The organism is Marinibacterium profundimaris (assembly GCF_002210095.1).
Taxonomy (GTDB): domain Bacteria; phylum Pseudomonadota; class Alphaproteobacteria; order Rhodobacterales; family Rhodobacteraceae; genus Marinibacterium; species Marinibacterium profundimaris.
In genome coordinates this window covers 490,335-514,372 of the sequence record NZ_AQQR01000004.1, presented here as the reverse complement: position 1 = coordinate 514,372, position 24,038 = coordinate 490,335, and the positions used below count along the sequence as shown (strand labels likewise).

Here is a 24,038-nt window from a genome sequence, read left to right as displayed (position 1 = left end):
ATTCTCAGCGGTCCGTGTCCCATATCAGAGAATCCGCTTCAGCGCTTCCCCGACCGCGTCGCAGGTCATTTGAATATGCGCATCAAGCACTTCGCGCGCCTTCCACCCCTCGCGCGCCAGCGCGGCTTCGAGCATCTCGTCATGTTGTCCGGCCAGCACCTCCTGCACGGCGGGCGCAGGCATGGCAAAGCGGCGATAGCGGTCGAACTGGTCCGACAGCAGGCCGATGAACCGCATCGTCCAGGGCGATCCGCAGGCCGATATCAGCGTCGCGTGGAACGTCCGGTGGTGGTCCTCCCATTGCGCCGACGAACTGGCCTGCGCCAGTGGCCGCACCAGTTTCGACGGCGGGCCAAGCCGCTTCAGCCGGCGATGGGCCAGCAAAAGCTCTTCCTCCCAATCCTCGCTTCCGGCCAGGATCGACGCCTCGGCTGCCGCCGGTTCCAGCCGCCGCCGCATCGCCACCACGTCGGCCCATTCGGTCCGCGACAGCTGCGGCACGCGAAAGCCCCGGTTGCTTTCCTGCAGCACCAGGTGCTCCGAGGTCAGCCGGAACAGCGCCTCGCGCAGGGGGCTGGCGCCAATGTCATAACGCCGGCGCAGCTCGGCAAAGCGCAGGTGGGTGCCCGGGGGAAAGACCCCCAGCAGGATATCGCGCCGGATCACGGCATAGGCATGATCGCTGGCCAGCAGCGCGCCGCCGGCGGCCATGCCGGCCTTCTGCACGGGGTTTTGACCCGCCCTCGGGATCCTGCCAGTCTCCGTCACGTCGCTCCGACCCATCCGCCTGCCGCGTCGGATCAGCTTTTCCCGCTTGGGATACGGAATGCAAGGATCGGGACTGCAAAGCCCGGGCAAGGCGAACGAAGGAATACCATATGACCACTTTGATCACCGGGGCGACCATCGTGAACGCGGATGGCCGGCAGCGCGCCGACATCCGGATCGAGGAGGGGCGGATCGCCGCGCTGGGCGCGCCCGGCACCCTGGGCGCGGCGGATGAGGTGATCGACGCCGACGGGCTGTATGCGCTGCCCGGGATCATCGACGTGCATGTGCATTTCCGCGATCCGGGCATGACCCACAAGGAGGATTGGCTGACCGGCAGCCAGGCCGCCGCGCTGGGCGGGGTGACCACGATTTTCGACATGCCGAACACGGTGCCGCCCGTCGATACGCTGCCGCATTTCCGGCAGAAGGCGGCGGAGGCAGAGGCGAAAAGCATCGTCGACTACGGGATTTACGGGCTGCTGGGCGAACACAACCTGGATCAGTTGGAACCCCTGGCCGAGGCCGGTGTCATCGGCTTCAAGCTGTTTCTCGGCAACACCACCGGCGATCTGCCCTGCCCGTCGGACGGGGCGGTTCTGGAGGGGTTCGAGATCCTGGCGAAACTGGGCCTGCGCTGTTCGATCCATGCCGAGAATTCTCCGATCCTGTTCTGGCGCCAGAACAAGATGAAGGCGGCGGGGCGCACGGATGCCTATGCCCATCTTGCCGCGCGGACCGATGTCGTCGCTGTCGAGGCGCTGAACCGATCCGCCGTGCTGGCGGACTGGACCGGCGCGCGAATTCATATCGTGCATGAAAGCTGCGCCGCCTCGATCCCCTATATCCAGTGGTTCAAATCGCGCGGCGTCGACATCACGGTCGAGACGCTGCCGCAGTACCTGTACCTGTCCGCCGAGGAGATGCTGGAGCCCGGCGGCCATATCCTGCGGATGAACCCGCCGATCCGGCAGAAATCCCACCAGGAGCCGATCTGGGCTGCGCTTCTGGACGGCACGATCGACATGGTCGCGACCGATCACGCGCCGCACGGCGTGGACGAGAAGGACGGCGAGACGATCTGGGACATGGCCTGTGGCTTTCCCGGCGTGCAAACCTCGGTCCCGCTGATGCTGCACGCGGTGTCCGAGGGGCGGATGACGCTGGAGGATCTCGTGCGGGTGATGAGCGTGGCGCCGGCGAAGGCCTTCGGGCTTTATGGCCGCAAGGGCGTGATCCGGGTGGGGGCCGAGGCGGACATTACGCTGGTGGATCCCGGCAAGAGCCATGTGATCACAAATGCGGGCCTCGCCTCGCGCGGGAAGCTGACGCCCTATGACGGCTGGACGGTCACCGGGTCCGTGGTGCGCACGCTGGTGCGCGGGCGGACGGTGGCGGTGGACGGCGCGGTGGTGGCGGACCCCGGCACGGGCCGGCAGCTGCGCCCGGAGATGCCGGCGCCCGCGCCGCGCAACACCGCCACGACGACCGAGGCGGTCCTGCAGCCCGGTCAGCGCCCGTGGTGATCCGGGTCGGCGTGATCGGCTGTGGCGCGATCGGGTCCTGGCATGCTCGGATCGTTGCGGAATCCGGGCGCGGGGCGCTTGTCGCGGTGTGTGATCACAACGCCGACCGCGCGGCGGCCTGCGCCCATGGCGCGCAGGTCTTCACCTCGGAACAGGCGTTCTTTGCCTGCCCGATGGATGCGGTTGTCATCGCCACGCCGGAATCGGAGCACCTGCACCAGCTTGCGGCAGCGGTGGGCGCCGGGCGGCATGTGCTGGTGGAAAAGCCCGTCGCGCCCTCGCTGCGGGAAATGGAGGCGATGCAGGCGCTGGTGCAGGACGCCGGGATCTGCGCCATGGCGGCTCATGTCGAACGGTTCGAGCCGGGCTCTGCCGGGCTGATCGAGGCGGTGCGCCAGGGCACGCCGGGGCGGGTGTCGACGATCGTGGCCCGACGGCAGTTTTCTCCCGGCGGGGTTGAGCGGTTCGCCGGCATTTCCTCGACGCTGCGGATCCTCGCGGTGCATGATTTCGACCTGGCGCGCTGGGTCCATCCCGCGCCGGTCGACAGCGTCTTTGCCATGGCCGCGCGGGGCGCGATTCACGAGCGACACGGCTTGGACGACCATGTGTTCACAATAATACGTTTTTCGGACGGTATTGTCGCAATGGTTGAAAGTGGCTGGACTTTGCCACCGGGCTATGCCGGGTTTGACACGCCTGAAGGATGGCAGGGAGCCGGAAACAACCGGCTGGAGGTCTTCGGGGAGGAGGGGTTCGTGTCGAACGATATGGGACTGAGGATGCAGCCGCTGGTGGCATTCGCGGGGGCGGAGGGCTTTCGCGCCGCCGGGATCCGGCATCAGCCGGTGGTGCATGGCCGCGTGCGCGGGGCGCTGCGGGCCGAGGTGGATCATTTCCTGGATTGCTGCATCTCGGGCGAGACGCCGGCGGTGACGCTGGAGGATGCGCGCCGTGCCGTGGCGCTGCTTGACGCGGCCGAGGCCTCGCTGGTCAGCGGGGTGCCGGAGAGGCCGGTCGCATGATCCCCGTCTACCAGGGACCTGTCTTTGACGCGCATCATCACCTGTGGGATTGCACGTCCGGCGCCCGGCCGTGGCTGGACGAGCCGGAGATGCGGGACCTGCGCGGATCGGGCCATGCGCTGGCGCATCGGGCGGTCTTTGGCGGTGCCTTCGCCGGGACGATCTGGATCGAGGGGCTGTCATGCGATCCCGAGGCCGAGCTGGCCGAGGCGGAGGCGCTGCGGCTTGCCAGCAACGGGCGCGTGAACACCGGGCTTGTCGCCCATGCGCCGCTGGACGCGCCCGATATCGCCCGGCGGCTGGACCGTCTGCAGGCGATCAGCCCGGCGCTGCGGGGCATCCGCGATATCGTCGCCCACGCGCCCGGGACACCGTCTCCGGCCCGCGCGCCGGATCTGCTGGACCGGCCCGGGTTCCTGAATGGCCTGAAGGAGCTGGAGCGCCGGGGCCTTGTCTTTGACCTGATGCTGCGACCGGGACAAATGGAAGATGTGTCCCATTTGCTGAAGTCTGTCCCTGATTTGATTACGGTTGTCGAACATTGCGGCAGCCCGAACGACCAGTCCGAGGAGGGGCTGCGCGCCTGGTACCGGGGCATTGCCCTGCTGGCGGCGCATCCGGGCTGCCACATGAAGGTCTCGGCCCTGCATTGTCTGGTCGAGGATTGCAGCGACCGGTGCCTGGCCATGGTGCTGGACCCGCTATATGTCGCCTTCGGGGCAGAGCGGATGGCCTTTGGCACCGACTGGCCGGTGCACGACCGCCATTGCCCGGGACCCGAGTCGCTGGCGGCGGTGAAACGGATCACCGCGCGCTGGCCGGAGCCGGATCAGCGTCACCTGTTTCACGACACGGCGCGCCGGGTCTACCGGGTCTAGGGTGCCGCGGCTGCGGTCGGGTTTGACAGGCTCCGCCTTTCCCGGAAAGGTCGCGCGCACACCCGAGGAAACACCCATGACCCAGGACCAGAGCCGCGACCCGCTGCTGCAGCCCTACCGGCTGAAACACCTCACCCTGAAGAACCGGCTGATGATCACCAGCCACGAACCGGCCTATGCCGAGGACGGCATGCCGAAGGACCGCTATCGCGCCTATCACGTGGAACGCGCCCGGGCGGGCGTGGCGATGACGATGACGGCCGGCTCGGCCTCGGTCTCGCGCGACAGCCCGCCGGCGTTCAACAACATCCTCGCCTGGAAGGACGAGGTCGTGGGCTGGATGAAACAGCTGGTGGACGAATGCCACGATCACGGCGCTGCGGTGATGATCCAGCTGACGCACCTGGGCCGGCGCACGCGGTGGGACCAGGGCGACTGGTTGCCGGTGCTGTCCCCGACGGCGGAACGCGAACCGGCGCACCGGGCCTTTCCGAAGGTGATCGAGGACTGGGACATCGCGCGGATCGTGGGCGACTATGCCGACGCGGCAGAGCGGATGCAGGCCGCCGGTCTGGACGGGATCGAGATGGAGGCCTACGGCCACCTGATGGACCAGTTCTGGTCGCCCGCGACGAACCAGCTGGAGGGCGACTACGGTGGTAGCCTCGACAATCGGCTACGGTTCACCTTCGACGTGCTGCGCGCGATCCGTGACCGGGTGGGGCCGGAATTCATCGTGGGTGTCCGCTATTCCGGTGACGAGGTCATGGCCGGGGGGCTGACCAGGGCCGACGGTCTGGAAATCTCGCGCCGGCTGCGGGACAGCGGGATGGTCGATTTCCTGAACGTCACGCGCGGGCATATCGAAACGGATGCCGCCCTGACCGACGTGATCCCGGTGCAGGGGATGCGCAGCGCGCCGCACCTGGATTTCGCGGGGGAACTGCGCGCGGCGACCGAGTTCCCGACCTTCCACGCCGCGCGGATCCAGGACGTGGCCACGGCGCGCCACGCGATCGCCGCGGGCAAGCTGGACATGGTCGGCATGACCCGCGCGCATCTCGCGGACCCGCATATCGTCGCCAAGATCCTGCGCGGCGAGGAGGAGCGGATCAGGCCCTGCGTCGGGGCGAATTATTGTCTCGACCGGATCTACCAGGGCGGCATGGCGCTGTGCCTGCACAACCCGGCGACGGGGCGCGAACTGGAACAGCCGCACGAGGTGCCGAAGGCGGAGACGCGGCGCAAGGTGGTGATCGTCGGCGCCGGGCCGGCGGGGCTGGAGGCGGCGCGGGTCTGCGGTGCGCGCGGGCATGATGTCGTGGTGCACGAGGCGGCGGGCGATCCCGGCGGGCAGGTGCGGCTGACCGCGCGGACGCCGCGACGGGCCGAGATGATGTCGCTGATCGACTGGCGCGTGGCGGAATGCGAACGGCTGGGGGTGGCCTTTCGCTACAATTCCTTCGCCGAAGCCGACACGGTGACCGGGGACGCGCCGGACGTGGTGATCGTGGCCACCGGCGGGCTGCCGCACACCGGCGGGATCGCGGGTGAAGAGCTGGTGGTGTCGGCCTGGGATATCCTGTCGGGCGATGCGCAACCGGGGACCAACGTGCTGATCCATGACGATGCCGGGGATTCCGCGGCGCTGCAGGCGGCCGAGACCATCGGCGCCACCGGGGCAAAGGTGGAATTCGTGACGCGCGACCGGGGGATTTCATCCGAAGTGATGTCGATGACGCTGACGCCCGCGATGCGAAAGCTGCAGCAGATGGACGTGAGGTTCACCGTGACCTGGAAGCTGGAGGCGGTGCGGCGCGACGGGAATGAGCTGGTGGCGACGCTGGGCAGCGATTTCACCGGGGTCACGCAGGAGCGGCGCGTGGACCAGGTGGTGGTGAACGCGGGCACGCGGCCGCTGGACGATCTCTACGTCGCGTTGCGGCCGCTGTCGTCCAACCTGGGCGAGGTCGATTACGCCGCCCTGATCGAGGGGCGGCCGCAGGCGGTGGCGCGCAACCCGGAGGGGCGGTTCCGGCTGTTCCGGATCGGCGACGCGGTGGCGGCGCGGAACACCCACGCGGCGGTCTACGACGCGCTGCGGCTGTGCAAGGTGCTTTAGGCGGCCGGATCAGGGAAGGGGGCCGGGGGACCCGGGCGGATCGCCGGGGCCTCAGTGCTCTTCGTCGATGCGGGCGGCGAGGAGGACGGCGCAGAACCGGGTCGCCGGAAAGGCGCCCAGCACGATGGTGATCATCGCCGTCATCGGTACGGCCAGGATGGCGCCCGGCACACCCCAGATCGCCGACCAGACCGACAGGGCCACCAGCACGACAAAGGGGCTGAGGTTCATCTGGCGCCCGATCATCCGCGGCTCCAGCCAGTTGCCGACCACGACCTGCGCGGTGATCAGGCAGCCGGCCAGCAGCGCGGTGTGAAGCAGCGACCCGGTCTGGGCCAGCGCCAGCGCCACGGGAAAGGCCACCGCCAGCAGCGAGCCGACATAGGGAATGTAGTTCAGCAGCGCGATCACGATCGCCCAGAACAGGGCGAAATCCGCGCCGAAGAACAGCAGGATACCCAGGCAGATGGCACCGAGGATCAGGTTGATCAGCGTCTTGACCGAAAGGTATTCGCCGATCCGCCGGTTGATGTCCCCGATGATCCGCGTGATCTGGTCCGAGCGGTGGGGATCCCCGAAGGCGGCGGTGATCTTGGCCGCGAAACTGCTGCGTTCGGCCATCAGGAAGCCGGCGTAGACCACGACCAGGAAGATCGACATGCCGACGATGGTGAAGCTGCCCAGCACCGACAGGATCGTCGCCCGCAAATCGAGGCTGCCGAAGGTGACCGAAACCGCGTCCGAGATCACCTCGCGCGCATCCACGTCGATATTCGCGGCGTCGATGCGGGTTTCGAGGCGCGAGATCAGCGTCTCGACGTTTTCCTGGTAGATCGGGGCGACGGCGGCGATGTCGCGCACGGTGGCGGCGACGACGACGGCGAAGACATAGACCACGGCGGCGAAGACAAAAAGCACGCAGGCCCGCAGAAGAACGGTGGGAAAATGGCGCAGCACCGGCAGGCGGCTGAGCGCTTCGGTGGCCGAGCCCATCAGGTAGACCGAGATCACCGCCGTCACGATGGGCACCAGGATCGACCGGCCAATGACCAGAAGATAGCCGACCACCAGCACGAGGATCAGCGACAGGACAAGGTTGAGCAGCGGTGCGTCCTTCATCGTCGCCTCTCTTGCGGTTCGTCCAGGAGTGGCACGCGCGTGCTGCCACCGCAATCACCGAAACCGTCGCAGGGACGTCTTTGCGGGGCTTCAATCCGTGGTGTCATGTCGCTTGCCCATTGCCGCGCCCCCTTGCAAGGCGGCATAGTCCGCGGGAATCGGACGGGCCGCCAGTTTCGGGCATCCCGCCCGTCGCCCGTTCTCTAAATTCAGCCCGGAGGTCCGTCTGATGAACCGCATTCCCAACTCTCTCCATGCATCGGACATCGCCCACAGCATGCATCCCTACACCAACATGAGGGCGCATGAGCAGCAGGGGCCGATGATCATCACCAAGGGTGACGGCATTCATGTCTACGACAGCGAGGGCAAGGAATACATCGAGGGCATGGCCGGGCTGTGGTCGGTGGCTGTCGGCTTCTCCGAGTCCCGCATCGCCGAGGCGGCATACAAGCAGATGCTGGAGCTGCCCTATTACCATTCCTTCGCGCACAAGGCGCATGCGCCGTCGATCAAGCTGGCCGAAAAGCTGGTGGAGATGACGCCCGAGGGGCTGAACCGGGTGTTCTTCACCAATTCCGGGTCCGAGGCGAACGACACCGTCATCAAGATGGTCTGGTTCATGAACAATGCGCTCGGCCGTCCGGAGAAGAAGAAATTCCTCGCCCGCAACAAGGGCTATCACGGGATCACCATCGCCAGCGGGTCGCTGACCGGCCTGCCGGGCAACCACAAGGATTTCGACCTGCCGGCGATCCCGGTGATCCACCTGACCTGCCCGCATCACTGGAAATGGGCCGAGCCGGGCGAGAGCGAGGCCGAGTTCACCGCGCGCCTGCTGAAAGAGGCCGAGGACACGATCCTGTCCGAAGGCCCCGAGACCATCGCCGCCTTCATCGGTGAACCGGTCATGGGCGCCGGCGGCGTGATGACCCCGCCGGAAGGCTACTGGCCCGGCATCGCCGAGCTGTGCAAGAAATACGACATCCTGCTGGTCTCGGACGAGGTCATCAACGGCTTCGGCCGCCTGGGCACGCCCTTCGGCTGTCAGAAGTACGGGTTCGAGCCGGACATCCTCGTGACCTCGAAGCAGCTGACCTCGTCCTACATGCCGCTTGCCGCGATCCTGGTGAACGACAAGGTCTACAACCCGATCGCCGACAACACCGAAAAGCTGGGCACCTTCGGCCACGGCTTCACCGGGTCGGGCCATCCGGTGGCCTGCGCCGCGGGCCTGGAGAACCTGGCGATCATCGAGGAAAAGGACCTGATGGGCAACGCGGCCCGCATGGAAGCGCCGTTCCAGGCCATGGTGCAGTCCTTCGCCGATCACCCGCTGGTGGGCGAAGCGCGCGGCACCGGCCTGATCGCCGGGCTGGAGCTCGTGGCGGACAAGGCGTCGAAGACCGCCTTCTCGCCCATCGGCAAGGTCGCGGCCGCCGTGGCCCGCGCGGCGCAGGATCACGGGCTGATCTGCCGGTCTGTCTACGAGACCGTGGCGCTTTGCCCGCCGCTGATCATCAACGAGAGCGACATCGAGCGCATCGGCCAGCGGCTGGGCACGGCGCTGGACGAAGGCCATGCCTGGGCCAAGGCCGAAGGATTCCTGTGATCCCCGGCCCCTGAGGCAGAGCATTGAAGGCGGGCCGGAATTCTCCAGAATTCCGGCCCGTTTCCGTTTCCGGCAACGCGATCCCGTGGGCAAGCGCCGCGCCAGAACGCCGGCCGCGCATGTCCCGGTTTCCCGCGCTTCGCGTTCTTTTCTCGCAACTCCCCCGCGCAATCCGTGGCGGGAATCGCTAGATTATTGTCACGCAACGTAACCTTGGGGGGAATCCAGATGGCGGATCAGACACCTGTGCGCACGCCCGGGCTTTATGGCTCGATCCTTGAAACCGTGGGGGGCACGCCCGTCGTGCGGGTCAACAACCTCGCGCCCGAGGGCGTGGAGATCTACGTCAAGGCGGAGTTCTTCAACCCGGCCGCCTCGGTCAAGGACCGGCTGGCCCTGTCGATCATCGAGACCGCCGAGAAGAGCGGCGCGCTGAAACCCGGCCAGACCGTGGTCGAGGCGACCAGCGGCAACACCGGCATCGGGCTGGCCATGGTCTGCGCGCAGAAGGGCTATCCGCTGGTCATCACCATGGCCGACAGCTTCTCGATCGAACGCCGCCGGCTGATGCGGATGCTGGGCGCCAAGGTGATCCTGACACCGCGCGCGCAGAAGGGCTTTGGCATGTACCAGAAGGCCAAGGAGCTGGCCGAGAAGAACGGCTGGTTCCTGGCCCGGCAGTTCGAGACCGAGGCGAACGCCGACATCCACGAGGCCACGACGGGGCCCGAGATTGTCGCGGATTTCGCGGGCAAGAGGCTGGATTACTTCGTCACCGGCTACGGGACCGGCGGTACGGTGACCGGCGTGGCCCGCGTGCTGCGGCGCGAGATGCCGGACACGAAGATCATCCTGACGGAGCCCGCCAACGCGGCCATCGTGGCCTCGGGCATCGCGCAGGAGCGGGACGCGGATCACAGCCCGGCGGTCAGCCACGAGGCGTTCGAGCCGCACCCGATCCAGGGCTGGACACCGGATTTCATTCCCTTCGTGCTGCAGGAGGCCATCGACAAGGCCTATTACGACGACCTGATCCCGATTGCCGGTTCCGACGGCCTGCACTGGGCGCGGGAACTGGCACGGAAGGAAGGCATCCTGACCGGTGTGTCTGGCGGATCGACCTTTGCCATCGCGATGAAGGTGGCGGAGACCGCCGAGCCCGGCACGGTGATCCTGGCGATGCTGCCCGATACCGGCGAACGCTACATGACGACCCCGCTGTTCGAGGAGATCCCCGAGGACATGGACGAGGAGGAGACGGAGATTTCCCTGTCGACGCCCGGCTACCAGATGGGCTGAGCCCTGCGCGGCGGGTCATTCGTCACCCTTCGCAGGGTGCCTCATTGCGGGTGGTCCGGCGCACCTATTCGTCGATGAACCGCTTCATCATCTTCACCTCCTGGCCGCGCATCAGGCGCCAGGCGGTGTCCATATGGGCGTTCATCACCGCGCGGGCGGCGCCCTTGTCGCCCGCCCGCAGCGCCATCACCAGCCGCACCTGGTAGTCGCGGCCCTTTTCCCAGAGCTCGCGGTTGATGGGTTCGTAAAGCTTGCGGTAGACGGTCAGGTCCGCCAGCAGCTTGACCATGAAGTCGATCACGAAGCTGAGCAGCGAATTGCCGGACTGCTCCGCCAGGATCGCGTGGAATTGCAGCGAGGCGACGTGCTGTTCGCGTTCCTCGTCCAGCGTCGTCGCCGGCTCGGAATATTGCGCGATGTTCTCTTCAAGCGCCACCAGCACGTCCTCGGGCAGGGTCCCGGCCAGCGATGCGGCCAGTTCCGGTTCCAGCGCGCGGCGCAGCTGATAGATGTCGCCGACGGTCAGGTCCTTGAAGTAAAAGTAGTTTCCCAAAAGCGCCTTGGCCCGTCCGCGGCTGACCTCATGCACGAAGGATCCGCCGCCGGGGCCGGTGCGCGTCTTGATCAGGCCCTGGGCCTCGAGGATGCGCATCGCCTCGCGGATCGTGCCCTTGGCCATGGAATAGCGGGCCATCAGCTCGGCCTCGCCCGGCAACCTGTCGCCGGGTTGCAGGCCCTGTTCCACGACCCAGTCCTTGATCTCTTCGGCGACCCGGGCCGGCCTGCTTTGCCGTGGCTCAGTCTTCGATCGGGTGGTGGCAGGCGGCAAACTGATCGTCTCCCATCAGGGTCAGGGCCGGATCGTCGCGCCGGCAGATGTCGGTCGCCCGCGGACAGCGCCCGGCAAAGGCACAGCCGGGCGGCGGGTTCAGCGGATCGGGCAGCTCGGTGCCCTTCTGCTCGGGTGCCGTGAGCGGCCGGCCGACGACAGGGGCACTGTCGGCAAGCAGTTTCGTATAGGGATGTTTGGGCGCGTTGAAAATCGTCTCGGCCCGGCCGATTTCGACAACGGCGCCAAAGTACAACACCACGACGCGGTCGCTGACCGCCTCGACCACCGCCAGGTCGTGGCTGATGAACAGGTAGGTCAGGCCGAATTCGCGGCGCAGGTCGGCCAGCAGGTTGAGCACCTGCGCCTGGACCGACACATCCAGCGCCGAGACCGGTTCGTCCAGCACGATGATCTCGGGCGCCGCCGCCAGGGCCCGGGCGATGCCGATCCGCTGGGCCTGCCCGCCCGAGAATTCATGCGGGTAGCGGTCGAGGAATTCCTCGCGCAGGTTTACGCTGTCGAAGATCTGGGCAATGCGGGTGTCACGCTCGGCCCTGGCCATGCCGTAGAGCTGCCTCAGGGGCGCTTCCATGATCTGGCGGATCGTCTTGCGCGGGTTCAGGGACGAGATCGGGTCCTGGAACACGTACTGGATCAGCTTGCCGAAGGCCGCCGGATCGCCAAGGTCGGGCTTGGCGCCGGCGATCTGGATATGGCCGGTTGTGGGCGTCAGCAGCCCCACCAGCATCCGCGCCAGCGTGGATTTCCCGCAGCCGGATTCCCCCACGATGCCAAGGGTTTCGCCCTTGGGCACGTCAAAGCTCATGGGACGGACCGCGCGCACGCCGGGGGGGGCTGCGCGAAACAGCGGCTTGGCCAGCGGGAAGGTCTTGGACAGGTCGGTGACTTTCAGCGCCAGATCGCTCATGCCACGGCCTCCTCTGGATGGATGCAGCGCACGGCGCGGGCGCCGGCGCCCTCCAGCGCGATCTCGCCGCGCTGGCAGTCGGGCGTCGCCTTGGCACAGCGGGGCGCAAAGGCGCAGCCTTCGGGCAGATTGTCGACCACCGGGGGCAGGCCGGGGATCGCCTCCAGCCGACGGCGACCACCGCCAAGTTCGGGCACGCAGGCGATCAGGCGGGCGGTATAGGGATGCGCCGGCGCGTCGAGCACGGCGGCCGTCGGGCCTTCCTCGACGATGCGGCCCGCGTACATCACCGCGATCCGGTCGCAGAGCTGGGCCACGACCCCGAAATCATGGGTGATGAAGACGATCGCCAGCCCGCGTTCGCGGCGGAGATCGTCGAGCAGGGCGAGGATCTGCGCCTGCACGGTGACGTCCAGGGCGGTGGTGGGCTCGTCCGCGATGATCACCTCGGGGTCGTTGACCATCGCCATGGCGATGCCGACCCGCTGGCGCATGCCGCCCGACATTTCGTGCGGGTAATTGTCCAGCCGGCTTGTCGGATTGGGGATGCGCACCGCCTCGAACAGCTCCAGCGCGCGGGCGCGGGCTTTGGATTTCGACACCTTGTGGTGGGACTGGATCGCCTCGATCATCTGGTCTCCGACCTTGTAAAGCGGGTGCAGCGTGGCGAGCGGGTCCTGGAAGATATAGGCCACCTTGTCGCCGCGCTTTCGGCGCAGGCTCTCGTAGGAGGCGCCAAGCAGATCCTCGCCGCCGAACTTCACCGCGCCGCCTGTGATCACACCGGGCGGCGAGGCGACAAGGCCCATGACCGACAGCGCCGTGACGGATTTGCCCGACCCGCTTTCGCCGATCACGCCAAGGCATTCGCCGGGTTCCACATGAAGCGAGACACCGCCCACCGCGCGGTAGACGCGCGGGCCGACGTGGAACTGGGTTTCAAGCTCCTGCAGGTCCAGCACGCCCTTCTGCGGTGTCGCGGGCGCGGGGGACGTGCGGTCGACCTGCGTGATGGCGCGCGGCCGGCTGAGCGCGCCGGATTTCAGGCGCGGGTCCAGCGCGTCGCGCACCCCGTCGCCCAGAAGGTTCACGCTCATCACGATGAGAAAGATCATGATGCCCGGCACGACCGAGGTATGCGGCGCGGTGATCAGCGCCGCGCGCGCCTCGCCCAGCATGGAGCCGAGATCGGCCTGCGGCGGCTGGCTGCCCAGCCCGAGGAAGGAGAGACCGGCGGTTTCCAGGATCATCCAGCCGACGGTCGTGGACATGGCGATCACGATGACCGGCAGCACGTTGGGCAGGACCTCGGTCAGGATGATGCTGGCGTGGCCCTTGCCTGCAAGCCGCGCGGCATCCACGAATTCGCGGCCCGCCAGCGACACGGTGATGCCCCGGATATTGCGCGCGAAGAAGGGGATGTTGACGGCGGCCACGGCGATCAGCGCGTTCAGCAACCCGGGGCCGAGGGCGGCGACGATGGCCAGCGCCAGCAGGATGTAGGGAAAGGCCATCAGCATGTCGACGCCGCGCATGATCAGGTTGTCGGTGCGCCCGCCGTAATAGCCGGCGATGATCCCGATGGCCGAGCCGATGGTGGCGGCGACAAAGGCCGCGGCGATGCCTACGGCCAGCGACAGCCGCGTGCCCCAGAGGAGCCGCGAGAGCAGGTCCCGGCCCAGGTGGTCGGTGCCCAGCAGGTGGCCCTCGGTGAAGGGGCGCTGGAACCGGTCGGCGGTGTTGGTGACATTGGGCTCGGGCAAGGGCAGCAGCGGCGTGAGGATGGCCAGCACGAGGATGCTCGCGATCACGACGGCCCCCATCGCGGCCAGCCGGTTGCGGAACAGCAGCTTCAGGAAGGCGGTCATGTCTTGATCCTCGGATCCAGCAGGCCCTGGGCCACGTCCACGGCGATGTTGAAAAGCACGTAGCAGCCCGCGACAAAGACCACGCCGCCCTGCACCAGCAGGATGTCGCGCTTGAGGATGGCGTCGACGAGCATGCGGCCGATGCCGGGCCACTGGAACACCATCTCGATATAGACGGCGCCCGACAGGACGAACCCCGCCTGGATGCCAAGCACGGGGATGATCGACACCATGGCCGCGCGGAGCGCATGGCCATAGATCACGCGGCCCTCGGGCACGCCCTTGGCGCGGGCGGTGCGGATGTAATCCTGGCGCAGCACCTCCAGCATGGCCGAGCGCGACAGGCGGGCAACAACCCCGGTGGCGACGGCAGCCAGCGCCAGGGCGGGCATGATCAGGTGATAGATCAGGTCGGGCAGATCCCCGCCGCCATAGATGGCATACATGCCCGAAACCGGCAGCCAGCGGAGTTTCACCGCGAAAAGCAGGATCATCATCATGCCGAGAAAGAAGCTGGGCACCGAGATTCCGATCAGCACGGTGAAGGTGATCGCCTTGTCGGCAAACCCGTATTGCCGGGCGGCCGAAACGACCCCGGCAAGGATGCCGAGCAGCGAACACAGCACGAAGGAGACGCCGGCAAGGATTAGCGTGGCCGAGAACCGTTCGAGGATCTCGTCCAGCACCGGGCGGTTGAGGCTGAAGGAGCGGCCGAAATCCCCGGTCAGCATGTTGCCGAGCCAGATGAAATACCGCTGCACCATGGGTTTATCGAGCCCAAGGTCTCGGTTCAGCTTCTCGACATTCTCCGGCGTGGCGTAAGAGCCCAGGATGGCGGTGGCCGGGTCCCCGGGGATCATGGCCATGATCAGGAAGACGATGACCGTGATGCCGAACAGCACCGGGATCGCCGAGATCAGCCGTTTGACGATATATGCGCCCATCTGTCTTCAAACCTCCGCTGGGCCCGCGCGGGACCGTGCCGTTTGAAAGACTTTTCCTGAAAAGTCTTCGCAAAACTTTCAGGGAAAGTTTTGACCCGCGGGCCGGGGCTGGCGCCCGGCCCGCGGCAGGATCAGTTCTTCACGACCGAGGACAGCTGCAGCAGGAACGAGGGTTCCAGTTCGAAGCCCTCGACGCGGTCGCTGGTCACGGCATTCTGTTTCCAGTTCGCCACGAAGACCCAGGGCGCATCCTCCTGCACGATCTCCTGCATCTGCTTGTAGAGTTCGGCCCGCGTCTCCTGGTCGGTGGCGGTGCGGGCTTCTTCCAGCAGGGCGTCGACCTCTGGGTTGGAATAGTAACCCGAGTTGAAGCCCCCCTTGTCGGGCCAGGCATCGGTGCGCAGGGCAAGGTAGGGCAGGGTATCGGGATCGTTGGTCATCCAGGCCATCTCGGCCATGTCGGCCTTGCCTTCGAGCCCGGGGTTCACCTCTCCGAGGAAGGTGTTCCATTCATAGGTTTCGATGCTGACGTCGAAGCCCACGGCGTTCAGGTCGGCCTGGATCGCCGTGCCCATCGGGATCGGGTCCAGCATGCCGGATCCGCCTTCGGTGACAAAGAAGGTCAGCTCGGCGCCCTCGGCCCCGGCCTGGGCGAGCAGGTCCTTCGCCTTCTCCGGGTCATAGGGATAGGGATCGAGATCCTCGTTATAGGCCCAGGCGAAGGCCGGCGGCGTGGGGCCGGCGGCGACCTCGGCTGTGCCTTCGAGCACGTCGTTGACGATCGCTTCCTTGTTGATCGCGTAATTCGCGGCCTGGCGCACGGCCTTGTCGGCAAAGGGGCCTTCCTTGGCGTTCAGGATCAGGAACCAGACATGCGGGCCCGCCTGTTCGACCACGTTGAAACTCTCGCCCTGGAACTGGCCAAGTGCCGTGGGCGGCACCTCGACCATCATGTCGATGCCCCCGGCCAGCATCTCGGCCACGCGGGTATTGGCATCGGTGATCGGACGGAAGACGACGGCCTCGGTGCCGGCCGGTTCGCCCCAGTAATCGGCGTTCTTCTCGATCACCACCGCCTCGTTCGAGCGCCATTCGGCGAAGGTGAACGGCCCGGTGCCCACCGGGCTGCGCCCGAAATCGGCGCCGCCGGCTTCCACGGCCGCGGGCGAGACCATGAGGCCCGTGGGATAGGCGAGGTTGGACAGGAAGGGCGCGTAAGGTGCGCTCAGCGTGAACTTCACCGTCATGTCGTCGACCACTTCGGTCTTTTCGACGGAGGAGAAGAAGAAGGCCAGCGGGAATGGGCCGGTGTCGTGGAACGGATGGCTTTCATCCAGCATCCGGTCGAAGTTGAACTTCACCGCCTCGGCGTTGAACGGGGTGCCGTCGTGGAAGGTCACGCCCTCGCGCAGGGTGAAGGTGTATTCGGTCCCGTCCTCGGAAATCTCCCACCCGGTCGCCAGCTGGGGTTCGACCTCAAGCGTGCCGGGCTTGTAGCGCACCAGCCCCTCGTAGAGGTTCACGAGGATCCGGAAATCGTTGACCGCGGTCACCGCCGCCGGGTCCAGCGACTTCGGCTCGGCGATCTGGCCGACGATCAGGACACCGGGCGGGGTCTGAGCGCTGGCGGGCAGCGTCGCGGCCCCCAGTGCCAGGAAAGAGGTCGCGGCGGCCATCACGGTCCGGCGCGTCAGGCGGAAAAGGCTCATGTCATTGGCTCCCGATTGGATTTTTTGTTAATCCCTAATTTATCGTGATAATTTGTACCGGTCAATTTTTCATGATAATTTGTTGGCCGACCAGACGGGATGACGCATGACTTTCTCTTTACTTGCCAAGGATTCAGACAGCGGGGCGCTGGGTGGTGTCGCCGCGACGGGCTCTCTGTGCGTGGGCGGCTGGGTGCTGCGTGGGCGGCTGGGCGCCGGCATGTCGGCCAGCCAGGGCGCGGCGCCCTCGACCTTCTGGGGCGAGGACGTGCTGGACATGATGGCGGACGGTCTCGACGCCGGCACGGCGGTGACCCGCGTCACCGGGCCGGACACGGGGCGCGACTGGCGGCAGCTGTCGGCTCTGGATACCTCGGGCCGCGCCTCGGCCTTCACGGGGGTCAGCAACACGCCCCTGATGCACAGCCGCGCCTTCGAGGGCGGGGTGGCGGCGGGCAACATGCTGGCCTCAATGGATGTTGTGGAGGCCCTGGCCGACACCTACCTCGCCGGTCAGGACGGCTTTGCCCGGCGTCTGCTGTCGGCGCTTCGGGCGGCGCAGATGGCGGGAAGCGACATGCGTGGGCTTTATTCTGCCGCGTTGCTGATCCTGCATCCGGACCAGGCGCCGCTGACCCTGCGGGTGGATTTCCACGAAAGCGACCCGATCGGCGCGCTGGAGGCGTTGTACGAACGGGCGACGACCGGGGAGTATGGCGACTGGGCCAGGCAGGTGCCGTGCCGGAGCGATCCGATGCGGGTGCTGGACGAGGCGCACCAGGACTGAGGGCGCGCCTGCGGCGGGGGGCGTGCCGGAGTATTTTGGTCCAAGAAGAAGACAGGGGGACGTGCTCTTGCCCCTGGGGCGGCGCACGGGGATGGGCCGAGGTATCTGGGCAGGTGACGACAGGGGCGCGGCGTATGTCCCACGCGTGGGACAGGAGCCCGGGCGTTATGAATCAAGGGGTTGCGAGGGCGCGTTAACGATCCGTTCAGGATCTTCGCGCCACGCCGCTGTCTTCACCTTTGGAAAAATACTCCATCCCGCCGTCGCGGCTCGCGCACCCTCGGGGTTACTCAGCTGCCCTCGGGCATGAGGTCTGGCGGGCTTCCGGCGACTGGGCGAGGGCGGCCCAGGCGTGGTATTGCGACAGGAAGATCTCTCCGTTCAGATGGTCGAGGAAATGCGTCTTGCGCAGGCGGTCCGTGACCGGGCCCTTGACCTCGGAGAGGTGCAGGCCGATGCCCAGCTCGGTCAGGCGCTCGTTCAGGGCCTCGAGGCTTTCGAGCGCGGAGAAGTCGATTTCGTTCACCGCCGAACATTGCAGCACGACGTTGCGGATCCCGGGGCAATTGGCGATGCGGCGCAGGACCAGGTCCTCGAGGAAGCGGGCGTTCACGAAATAGAGGCTCTCGTCCACCCGCAGGGTCACCATGGACGGGTCGGTTTCCACCCGGTGGCGGTTGATGTTGCGGAAATGGTGGGTGCCGGGGACCAGGCCGACCTCGGCCACATGGGGGCGGGCGGTCTTGTTCAGGTGCAGCATGATCGAGATGATCACCCCGGCGGACACGCCTGCCTCTACCCCGAAGCCGAGCGTCAGCAGGATCGTCGCCGCGACCGCGATGAAATCGGCGCGGGAATAGGCCCAGGTCTTTTTCAGGATCGAGAAATCGACAAGGCTGAGGACCGCGACGATGATCGTGGCGGCCAGCGTGGCCTTGGGCAGGAAATAGATCAGCGGCGTCAGTGCGACGGCGGCGATGGCGAGGCCCACGGCGGTATAGGCGCCCGCGGCGGGTGTTTCGGCCCCGGCGTCGAAATTCACGACGGAGCGCGAAAAGCCCCCCGTGACCGGGTAGCCGCCGGTGAAGGCCGCGCCGAGGTTGGCGGCGCCCAGGCCGATCAGTTCCTGGTCCGGGTCGATCTTCTGGCGCTTCTTGGCGGCCAGCGTCTGCGCGACCGAGATGGATTCGACGAAGCCGATGACCGAGATCAGGATCGCCGGCATCAGCAGCGCGCCGATCAGGTTGGGCGAGAAGGACGGCAGCGTCAGCGGCGGCAGCGCCTGGGGCACGGAGCCCACGATCGAGACGCCGCGCGCTTCGAGCCCGAAGGCCCAGACCGCGACAGTGGTGACGACGACGGCGGCCACGGGGCCGGCCTTCTGCGCGATGTCGGCGGCTTTCGGCGACAGGCCGAGGCGGCGCAGCAGCGGCTTCAGCCCCTTGCGGACCCAGAACAGGAAGCCGGTCGCGGCGACGCCGATGATCAGCGTGATGAGGTTGGTGTCGGGCAGGTGCCCGACCAGCGAGACGACGAGTTCGATCAGCGTGTGGCCGCCGGCCTGGATGCCGAGGATATGCTTGAGCTGGCTGGCCGCGATCAGGATGCCGGAGGCGGTGATGAAGCCCGCGATCACCGGGTGCGACAGGAAATTGGCCAGAAAGCCCAGCCGGAACACGCCCAGCAGTAGGAGGAAGCCGCCCGACAGGAAGGCCAGCGTCAGCGCGGCGGCGACATAGCCGGCGGTGCCCGCTTCGGCGACCTCTCCGATGGCGGCGGCGGTCAGCAGCGAGACGACGGCAACCGGCCCCACGGCCAGGGCGCGCGAGGTGCCGAAGATGGCATAAAGGATGATCGGCGCGATCGAGGCATAGATGCCCGCCTCGGGCGGCAGGCCCGCCAGCAGCGCATAGGCCAGCGATTGCGGGATCAGCATGATCGTCACGATCACCGCCGCGATCATGTCGTTGGAAAAGGCGTTGCGGTCGTAGCGGCTGCCCCAGTCGAGAATGGGCAGGTAGCGGCGGAGGCTCGTCATCGGGGCACCTGTCAGGCAAGGCGGGCGGGGCCGGTCAGCCCCGTCCCGGGATCGGATGGCAGGCGGCATGGCCTGCCGGGGGGGCGGACCGTCACGGTCCCTGGGGCCCCCGGGGTGGGTGCGGTGCGGTCCCGGGTCAGAGCCCGTTCAGCGGCACCTTGAGGAAGCGCTTGCCGTCCTCGTCCGCGGGCGGCAGGTCGCCGCCGCGCATGTTCACCTGCAAGGAGGGGATGATCAGCTTGGGCATGGCCAGCTGGGCGTCGCGCTCGGTGCGGAACTTGACGAACTCTTCCCTGGTCTTGCCGCCGCCCACGTGGATGTTGTGCGCCTTCTCTTCGGCCACGGTGGTTTCCCACTGGATGTCGCGGCCATTCGGGCCGTAATCGTGGCACATGAAAAGCCGGGTCTCGTCCGGCAGGCTCAGCACCTTCTGGATCGAATCGTACAGCGTGCCGGCATCGCCGCCGGGGAAATCGGCCCGGGCCGAACCGCCGTCGGGCATGAAGAGCGTGTCGCCGACGAAGGCCGCGTCGCCCATCACGTGGGTCATGCAGGCCGGCGTGTGGCCGGGCGTGTGGATCGCCAGGCATTCCATCCCGCCGACCGTGTAGGTGTCGCCGTCATCGAACAGCTTGTCGAACTGCGAGCCGTCGCGCTGGAACTCGGTGCCTTCGTTGAAGACCTTGCCGAAGGTGTCCTGCACCATGGTTATGTTGCGGCCGATGCCCAGCTTGCCGCCCAGCTTGCTCTGGATATAGGGCGCGGCCGAGAGGTGATCGGCATGGACATGGGTTTCGATCAGCCATTCCAGCTTCAGCCCGTTGGACTGGACGTAGTCGATCAGCTCGTCGGCATGTTCATAGCTGATGCGGCCGGCGGCATAGTCGATGTCCATGACGGAATCGACGATGGCGCAGGCATTGCTGCCCGGGTCCTTCACCACATACGAGATCGTGTTGGTCGCCGGGTCGAAGACGGCATGGACGTCGGGTTTGATATCAAGGTTCACATTGTAGGTCATAGGGGTCTCTCCTCCGATGGGATCAGCAATCGCGGCAGGTCTTGAGGCCGATGATGCTGTAGAGCGGACAGAGTCCGACGAGGGATGTCAGGACGAAAATGGCCGCCACCGCGATGGCGAGCCAGTGCAGAAGTCCGGCCGCGGCCAGCGCGGTGCCGAAGGCCAGGTACAGAAGGACCGCGGCGATCGCGATGCGGATGGCGCGGTCGGCCTTTCCCATGTTCACGTGCATGACAACCTCCTTGGAATCAGCGTCAGGCAGGCTTTTGCCACAGGTCCGGGCAAATCGACGGTGACATCGTCACCGTTCGCACAGATTACTGCATATCGGCTGCGCGCGCAGGCGGCGAGTGCAAAGACTTTCTGGCGCCAAGAGGCCCGGCTGACGCGGTTTTTTATCCGCCGCCGATCAGCGCCCCGGCGGCAAAGACCAGCGCGCCGCCGACCACCACCTGTAGCGTGGCGCGCCAGAACGGCGTCTGCATATAGCGGTTCTGGATCCAGGCGATGGCCCAGAGTTCGACGAAGACGACGGTGATCGCGATGATCGTGGCGGTCCAGAAATCGGTGATCAGGTAGGGCAGCGCATGGCCCAGCCCGCCCAGCATGGTCATCACGCCCGAGGCCAGGCCGCGCTTGACCGGAGAGCCGCGGCCCGAGAGCACGCCATCGTCCGAGGCGGCCTCGGTGAAGCCCATGGAGATCCCGGCGCCCACGGAGGCGGCGAGCCCGACGAGGAAGGTCGTGTGGGTGTCATGGGTGGCGAAGGCGGTGGCGAAGATCGGCGCAAGGGTCGAGACGGAGCCGTCCATCAGCCCCGCCAGTCCCGGCTGCACCCAGGTCAGCAGGAAGCGGCGGTGCGCGACCAGCTTCTCGTCCTCGGCGCCTTCGTCGGTGACATGGGCGGCCTCGGCCTTCAGCGCGCTTTCCTCGTGGCCTGCCTCGGCCACCGCGAGATCGCCCAGCAGCTTGCGCGTGTCGGCATCCTGCGTGCGCCGGGCGGCGTTGAGATAGAATTCGTGGGCCTCGCGCTCCATCAGCAGCGCTTCCTCGCGGATCCGTTCCAGCGAGAGGTTCTCGACGAGCCAGACCGGGCGGCGCTGGTAATAGCCCGAGACGTGTTCGCGCCGGATCAGCGGGATCGTGTTGCCGAAGCGCGCCTTGTGCCGGTCGATCAGGCGCTGGCGGTGCTCGTCCTCTTCGCCGGCCATGGTGTCAAAGACCGCGGCGGTATGGGGAAATTCCTCGCGCAGGCGGTCGGCATAGCTGCGGTAGATGCGGGCGTCGTCCTCTTCCGAGGAGATGGCGAGCGCGAGGATTTCCTGTTCGGACAGGTCCGAGAAGCGTTTGCGGGCAGAGAGGATCGGGATCATGGCCGGGCTCCGGTGAGCTGATGCTGATGTTGCAGGGGCGGCTGGCGGTGCGGGGGCGGGGCGATCCGCCCGGACCCGGTCACCGTTCGCCCGCCGAGCGCGCGAGCCGGTCCAGCCCGGCGCGGCCCACCAGGTGGACCTTGCCGCGCTCCTGCTCGACCCAGCCGCGGCGCTGGAATTCCGACAGCGTGCGCGAGACCACCTCGCGCGCGGTGCCCAGTTCGTTGGCCAGCACCTGATGGGTGGCGTTGACGGTGTCGCCGTCGTCGGCGAGCTCCAGCAGGCGGGCGGCCAGGCGCACGTCCATCCTCTGGAAGACGATATCGTCGATCAGCGAGAAGAGATCGGTGATCCGCCTCGAATAGGCGGTGAAGATGAATTCGCGGAACACCGGCGATTGCGCGGCGAGCGTGTCGAAGGTGGCGCGCGGGATGGCCACGGCGCGCACGTCCGTCTCGGCGATGCCGTCGGCGGCGTAATCCTCGAAGGCCAGCATGCAGGCGGTGGTCAGCACGCAGCTTTCCCCGGCATGGACGCGGTAGAGGAAGACCTCGCGCCCGGTGTCGGATTTCTGCTGCACCCGGACCGTGCCGTCGAGCAGCAGCAGCAGGTTGTCGGCCGATTGTCCCGGCGCGAAGATCTGGGTGCCGGCGGGCACCTCGACGACCTGGCTGCCCTCGGTCAGGGTCCTGCGCAGATCCTGCGGCAGGCGGGCAAGCCCTTCGAACCGGTCGATCCAGCTGTCTGTGTGCGCTGCCATTTTCGTCCTCCGTACCGATGGGTCCGGGCCAAAGGCTATCACGCCGGCAGGGCCGGGTGTACCGCCCCGGGGCTGTCCCGCCCCGGGACGCGGTGTCAGGATCCGGTGCCTGGCCCGCTTGCGTCGGTGCGCTGGCCATCGGCTTCGGCGGCCAGCTTGCGATCGTTCTGCATCTCGATCCACATCGCGTTCATGACCGCGAAGACCGCGGCCAGCGGCAGGCCCAGGACCCATGCGAAATACCACATCTGTCGGTTCCTTTCCTCAGTAGCTGTGCGAATTGCCGGTGACCTCGTCCTCGGTCACCTTGCCCCAGAGCACGGAATAGACCCAGGCCGTGTAGGCCAGGATCAGCGGCATGAAGATCACCGTGGCGACCATCATGATGAACAGCGTCTGGTGCGAGGATGAGGCATCCCAGACCGTCAGCGACGACGTGGGATCCAGCGTCGAGGGCAGCAGGAAGGGGAAGATCGTCAGCCCCACGGACGAGATCGCCCCGAAGATGCCGAGCTTGGACCACAGCAGCGTGGCGACCTCGGCCCGGTCCTCGCGCAGGCCCTTCATCACCATGAACATGCCAAGGAACCCGCAGATGGGCGCGATGACGATCCAGGGCCGGTCCAGATAGGCGGCAAGCCAGCTGCCCGTGCGTTCGACCTCCGAGAAATGCGGGTTCGAGGGGCCGTCCTTCACCACCTCGCCGACGATCGCGTAGCCGTCGATGAAGAAGAGCAGGATCAGCCCCGCCACCGCGTAGCCGACGATGGTGACCAGCCCGCTCATCGCGCCGATGTCGCGGGCGCGGGCGGCGATGTTGCCCCGGGTCTTCAGCGACAGCCAGGCCGCGCCATGGGTCAGCAGCATCGACAGCGACACCGCCCCGCAGAGCAGCGCGAAGGGGTTCAGCAGGCCGAAGAGCTTGCCGAAGGCGCTGCCGGGGTACATCGGGATCAGCTGGGGCGTCAGTTCGAAGGGCACGCCCAGCAGCACGTTGCCCACCGCCACGCCGAAGACCAGCGCCGGCACCGCGCCGCCGATGAACAGCGCCCAGTCCCAGCCGTTGCGCCAGGCGGAAAATTCGCGCTTGGAGCGGTACTTGAACGCCACGGGCCTCAGGATCAGCGCGGCGAGCACAAGGAACATCGCCAGGTAGAAGCCCGAGAAGCTGACCGCGTACAAGGGTGGCCAGGCGGCGAAGATCGCGCCGCCGCCGAGGATGAACCAGACCTGGTTGCCTTCCCAGACGGGGCCGACGGTGTTGATGATGACACGACGTTCCACATCCGTCTTGCCGACGAAGGGCAGCAACGCGCCGACCCCCATGTCGAAACCGTCGGTCATGGCAAAGCCGATCAGCAGCACGCCCAGCAGCAGCCACCAGATCACGCGCATCACGTCGTAGGAGATGAGTTCGTAAAGGATCATG

General features: G+C 67.0%; 21 protein-coding genes. 7 read left to right on the top strand and 14 right to left on the bottom strand.

Features of this window, described 5'->3' with window-relative positions:
* Nucleotides 1–24: 24 nt before the first annotated feature.
* Nucleotides 25–711: a GntR family transcriptional regulator gene (locus tag ATO3_RS13550; RefSeq protein WP_158217961.1), complete on the bottom strand. Its 687-nt coding sequence runs from the start codon at nt 709–711 to the stop codon at nt 25–27.
* Nucleotides 712–878: 167 nt separating this feature from the next.
* On the opposite strand from ATO3_RS13550, the gene allB reads away from it, so the two are divergent.
* From allB to ATO3_RS13530, 4 genes are all read left to right on the top strand, one after another.
* Nucleotides 879–2,294: an allantoinase AllB gene (gene allB, locus ATO3_RS13545; protein WP_088650382.1), complete on the top strand. Its 1,416-nt coding sequence runs from the start codon at nt 879–881 to the stop codon at nt 2,292–2,294.
* Nucleotides 2,288–3,319, top strand: a complete 1,032-nt coding sequence (locus ATO3_RS13540; protein WP_088650381.1) for a Gfo/Idh/MocA family protein — start codon at nt 2,288–2,290, stop codon at nt 3,317–3,319. Before allB ends, ATO3_RS13540 begins: the two co-directional genes overlap by 7 nt.
* A complete protein-coding gene (locus ATO3_RS13535) occupies nt 3,316–4,197 on the top strand; it encodes an amidohydrolase family protein (RefSeq protein ID WP_088650380.1) in 882 nt (293 codons plus the stop codon). Before ATO3_RS13540 ends, ATO3_RS13535 begins: the two co-directional genes overlap by 4 nt.
* 76 nt (nt 4,198–4,273) lie before the next feature.
* Nucleotides 4,274–6,319 (top strand): NADH:flavin oxidoreductase, encoded by a 2,046-nt coding sequence (locus ATO3_RS13530; RefSeq protein WP_088650379.1) that lies wholly within the window; start codon nt 4,274–4,276, stop codon nt 6,317–6,319.
* A gap of 51 nt (nt 6,320–6,370) precedes the next feature.
* Here the strand turns inward: ATO3_RS13530 and ATO3_RS13525 are convergent, their stop codons facing one another.
* The gene (locus ATO3_RS13525; RefSeq protein WP_088650378.1) at nt 6,371–7,438 is read right to left on the bottom strand and encodes an AI-2E family transporter; all 1,068 of its coding nucleotides are present in this window, start codon (nt 7,436–7,438) and stop codon (nt 6,371–6,373) included.
* Nucleotides 7,439–7,667: 229 nt separating this feature from the next.
* Here ATO3_RS13525 and ATO3_RS13520 point away from each other — a divergent pair, with 229 nt between their 5' ends.
* Both ATO3_RS13520 and cysK read left to right on the top strand, forming a co-directional pair.
* Nucleotides 7,668–9,050 carry an aspartate aminotransferase family protein gene (locus ATO3_RS13520; RefSeq protein WP_088650377.1) on the top strand — a complete coding sequence of 461 codons (1,383 nt, stop codon included), beginning with the start codon at nt 7,668–7,670 and terminating at the stop codon, nt 9,048–9,050.
* A 228-nt stretch (nt 9,051–9,278) separates the two neighbouring features.
* Complete coding sequence (gene cysK / locus ATO3_RS13515; protein ID WP_088650376.1) at nt 9,279–10,349, top strand: cysteine synthase A; 1,071 nt, start codon at nt 9,279–9,281, stop codon at nt 10,347–10,349.
* A gap of 64 nt (nt 10,350–10,413) precedes the next feature.
* Here the strand turns inward: cysK and ATO3_RS13510 are convergent, their stop codons facing one another.
* From ATO3_RS13510 to ATO3_RS13490, 5 genes are all read right to left on the bottom strand, one after another.
* Nucleotides 10,414–11,178 carry a FadR/GntR family transcriptional regulator gene (locus ATO3_RS13510; RefSeq protein ID WP_088650375.1) on the bottom strand — a complete coding sequence of 255 codons (765 nt, stop codon included), beginning with the start codon at nt 11,176–11,178 and terminating at the stop codon, nt 10,414–10,416.
* Nucleotides 11,147–12,109, bottom strand: coding sequence for an ABC transporter ATP-binding protein (locus ATO3_RS13505; protein WP_088650374.1), 963 nt, complete (start codon nt 12,107–12,109; stop codon nt 11,147–11,149). The genes ATO3_RS13510 and ATO3_RS13505 overlap by 32 nt, the downstream gene beginning before the upstream one ends.
* Nucleotides 12,106–13,977 (bottom strand): dipeptide/oligopeptide/nickel ABC transporter permease/ATP-binding protein, encoded by a 1,872-nt coding sequence (locus ATO3_RS13500; protein WP_088650373.1) that lies wholly within the window; start codon nt 13,975–13,977, stop codon nt 12,106–12,108. The genes ATO3_RS13505 and ATO3_RS13500 overlap by 4 nt, the downstream gene beginning before the upstream one ends.
* Nucleotides 13,974–14,921, bottom strand: coding sequence for an ABC transporter permease (locus ATO3_RS13495; protein ID WP_088650372.1), 948 nt, complete (start codon nt 14,919–14,921; stop codon nt 13,974–13,976). Before ATO3_RS13495 ends, ATO3_RS13500 begins: the two co-directional genes overlap by 4 nt.
* Nucleotides 14,922–15,052: 131 nt before the next feature.
* Complete coding sequence (locus ATO3_RS13490; RefSeq protein ID WP_088650371.1) at nt 15,053–16,630, bottom strand: ABC transporter substrate-binding protein; 1,578 nt, start codon at nt 16,628–16,630, stop codon at nt 15,053–15,055.
* Nucleotides 16,631–16,736: 106 nt separating this feature from the next.
* Between ATO3_RS13490 and ATO3_RS13485 the strand changes: the two genes are divergently transcribed.
* Nucleotides 16,737–17,417 (top strand): DUF1028 domain-containing protein, encoded by a 681-nt coding sequence (locus ATO3_RS13485; protein WP_088650370.1) that lies wholly within the window; start codon nt 16,737–16,739, stop codon nt 17,415–17,417.
* Between the two features lie 286 nt (nt 17,418–17,703).
* Here ATO3_RS13485 and ATO3_RS13480 read toward each other — a convergent pair whose 3' ends face one another.
* From ATO3_RS13480 to cydB, 7 genes are all read right to left on the bottom strand, one after another.
* On the bottom strand, nt 17,704–19,455 hold the full coding sequence (locus ATO3_RS13480; RefSeq protein WP_088650369.1) for a SulP family inorganic anion transporter: 1,752 nt from the start codon (nt 19,453–19,455) through the stop codon (nt 17,704–17,706).
* Nucleotides 19,456–19,591: 136 nt separating this feature from the next.
* Nucleotides 19,592–20,476, bottom strand: a complete 885-nt coding sequence (locus ATO3_RS13475) for an MBL fold metallo-hydrolase (RefSeq protein ID WP_088650368.1) — start codon at nt 20,474–20,476, stop codon at nt 19,592–19,594.
* A gap of 22 nt (nt 20,477–20,498) precedes the next feature.
* A complete protein-coding gene (locus ATO3_RS13470) occupies nt 20,499–20,708 on the bottom strand; it encodes a YgaP family membrane protein (RefSeq protein ID WP_088650367.1) in 210 nt (69 codons plus the stop codon).
* Between the two features lie 163 nt (nt 20,709–20,871).
* Nucleotides 20,872–21,849: an iron exporter MbfA gene (mbfA, locus tag ATO3_RS13465; RefSeq protein WP_088650366.1), complete on the bottom strand. Its 978-nt coding sequence runs from the start codon at nt 21,847–21,849 to the stop codon at nt 20,872–20,874.
* Between the two features lie 79 nt (nt 21,850–21,928).
* Nucleotides 21,929–22,609 carry a Crp/Fnr family transcriptional regulator gene (locus ATO3_RS13460; RefSeq protein WP_088650365.1) on the bottom strand — a complete coding sequence of 227 codons (681 nt, stop codon included), beginning with the start codon at nt 22,607–22,609 and terminating at the stop codon, nt 21,929–21,931.
* Between the two features lie 95 nt (nt 22,610–22,704).
* Nucleotides 22,705–22,857, bottom strand: coding sequence for a cytochrome bd-I oxidase subunit CydX (cydX, locus tag ATO3_RS13455; RefSeq protein WP_088650364.1), 153 nt, complete (start codon nt 22,855–22,857; stop codon nt 22,705–22,707).
* Between the two features lie 16 nt (nt 22,858–22,873).
* Nucleotides 22,874–24,037 carry a cytochrome d ubiquinol oxidase subunit II gene (cydB, locus tag ATO3_RS13450; RefSeq protein ID WP_088650363.1) on the bottom strand — a complete coding sequence of 388 codons (1,164 nt, stop codon included), beginning with the start codon at nt 24,035–24,037 and terminating at the stop codon, nt 22,874–22,876.
* Between the last annotated feature and the right edge of the window lies 1 nt (nt 24,038).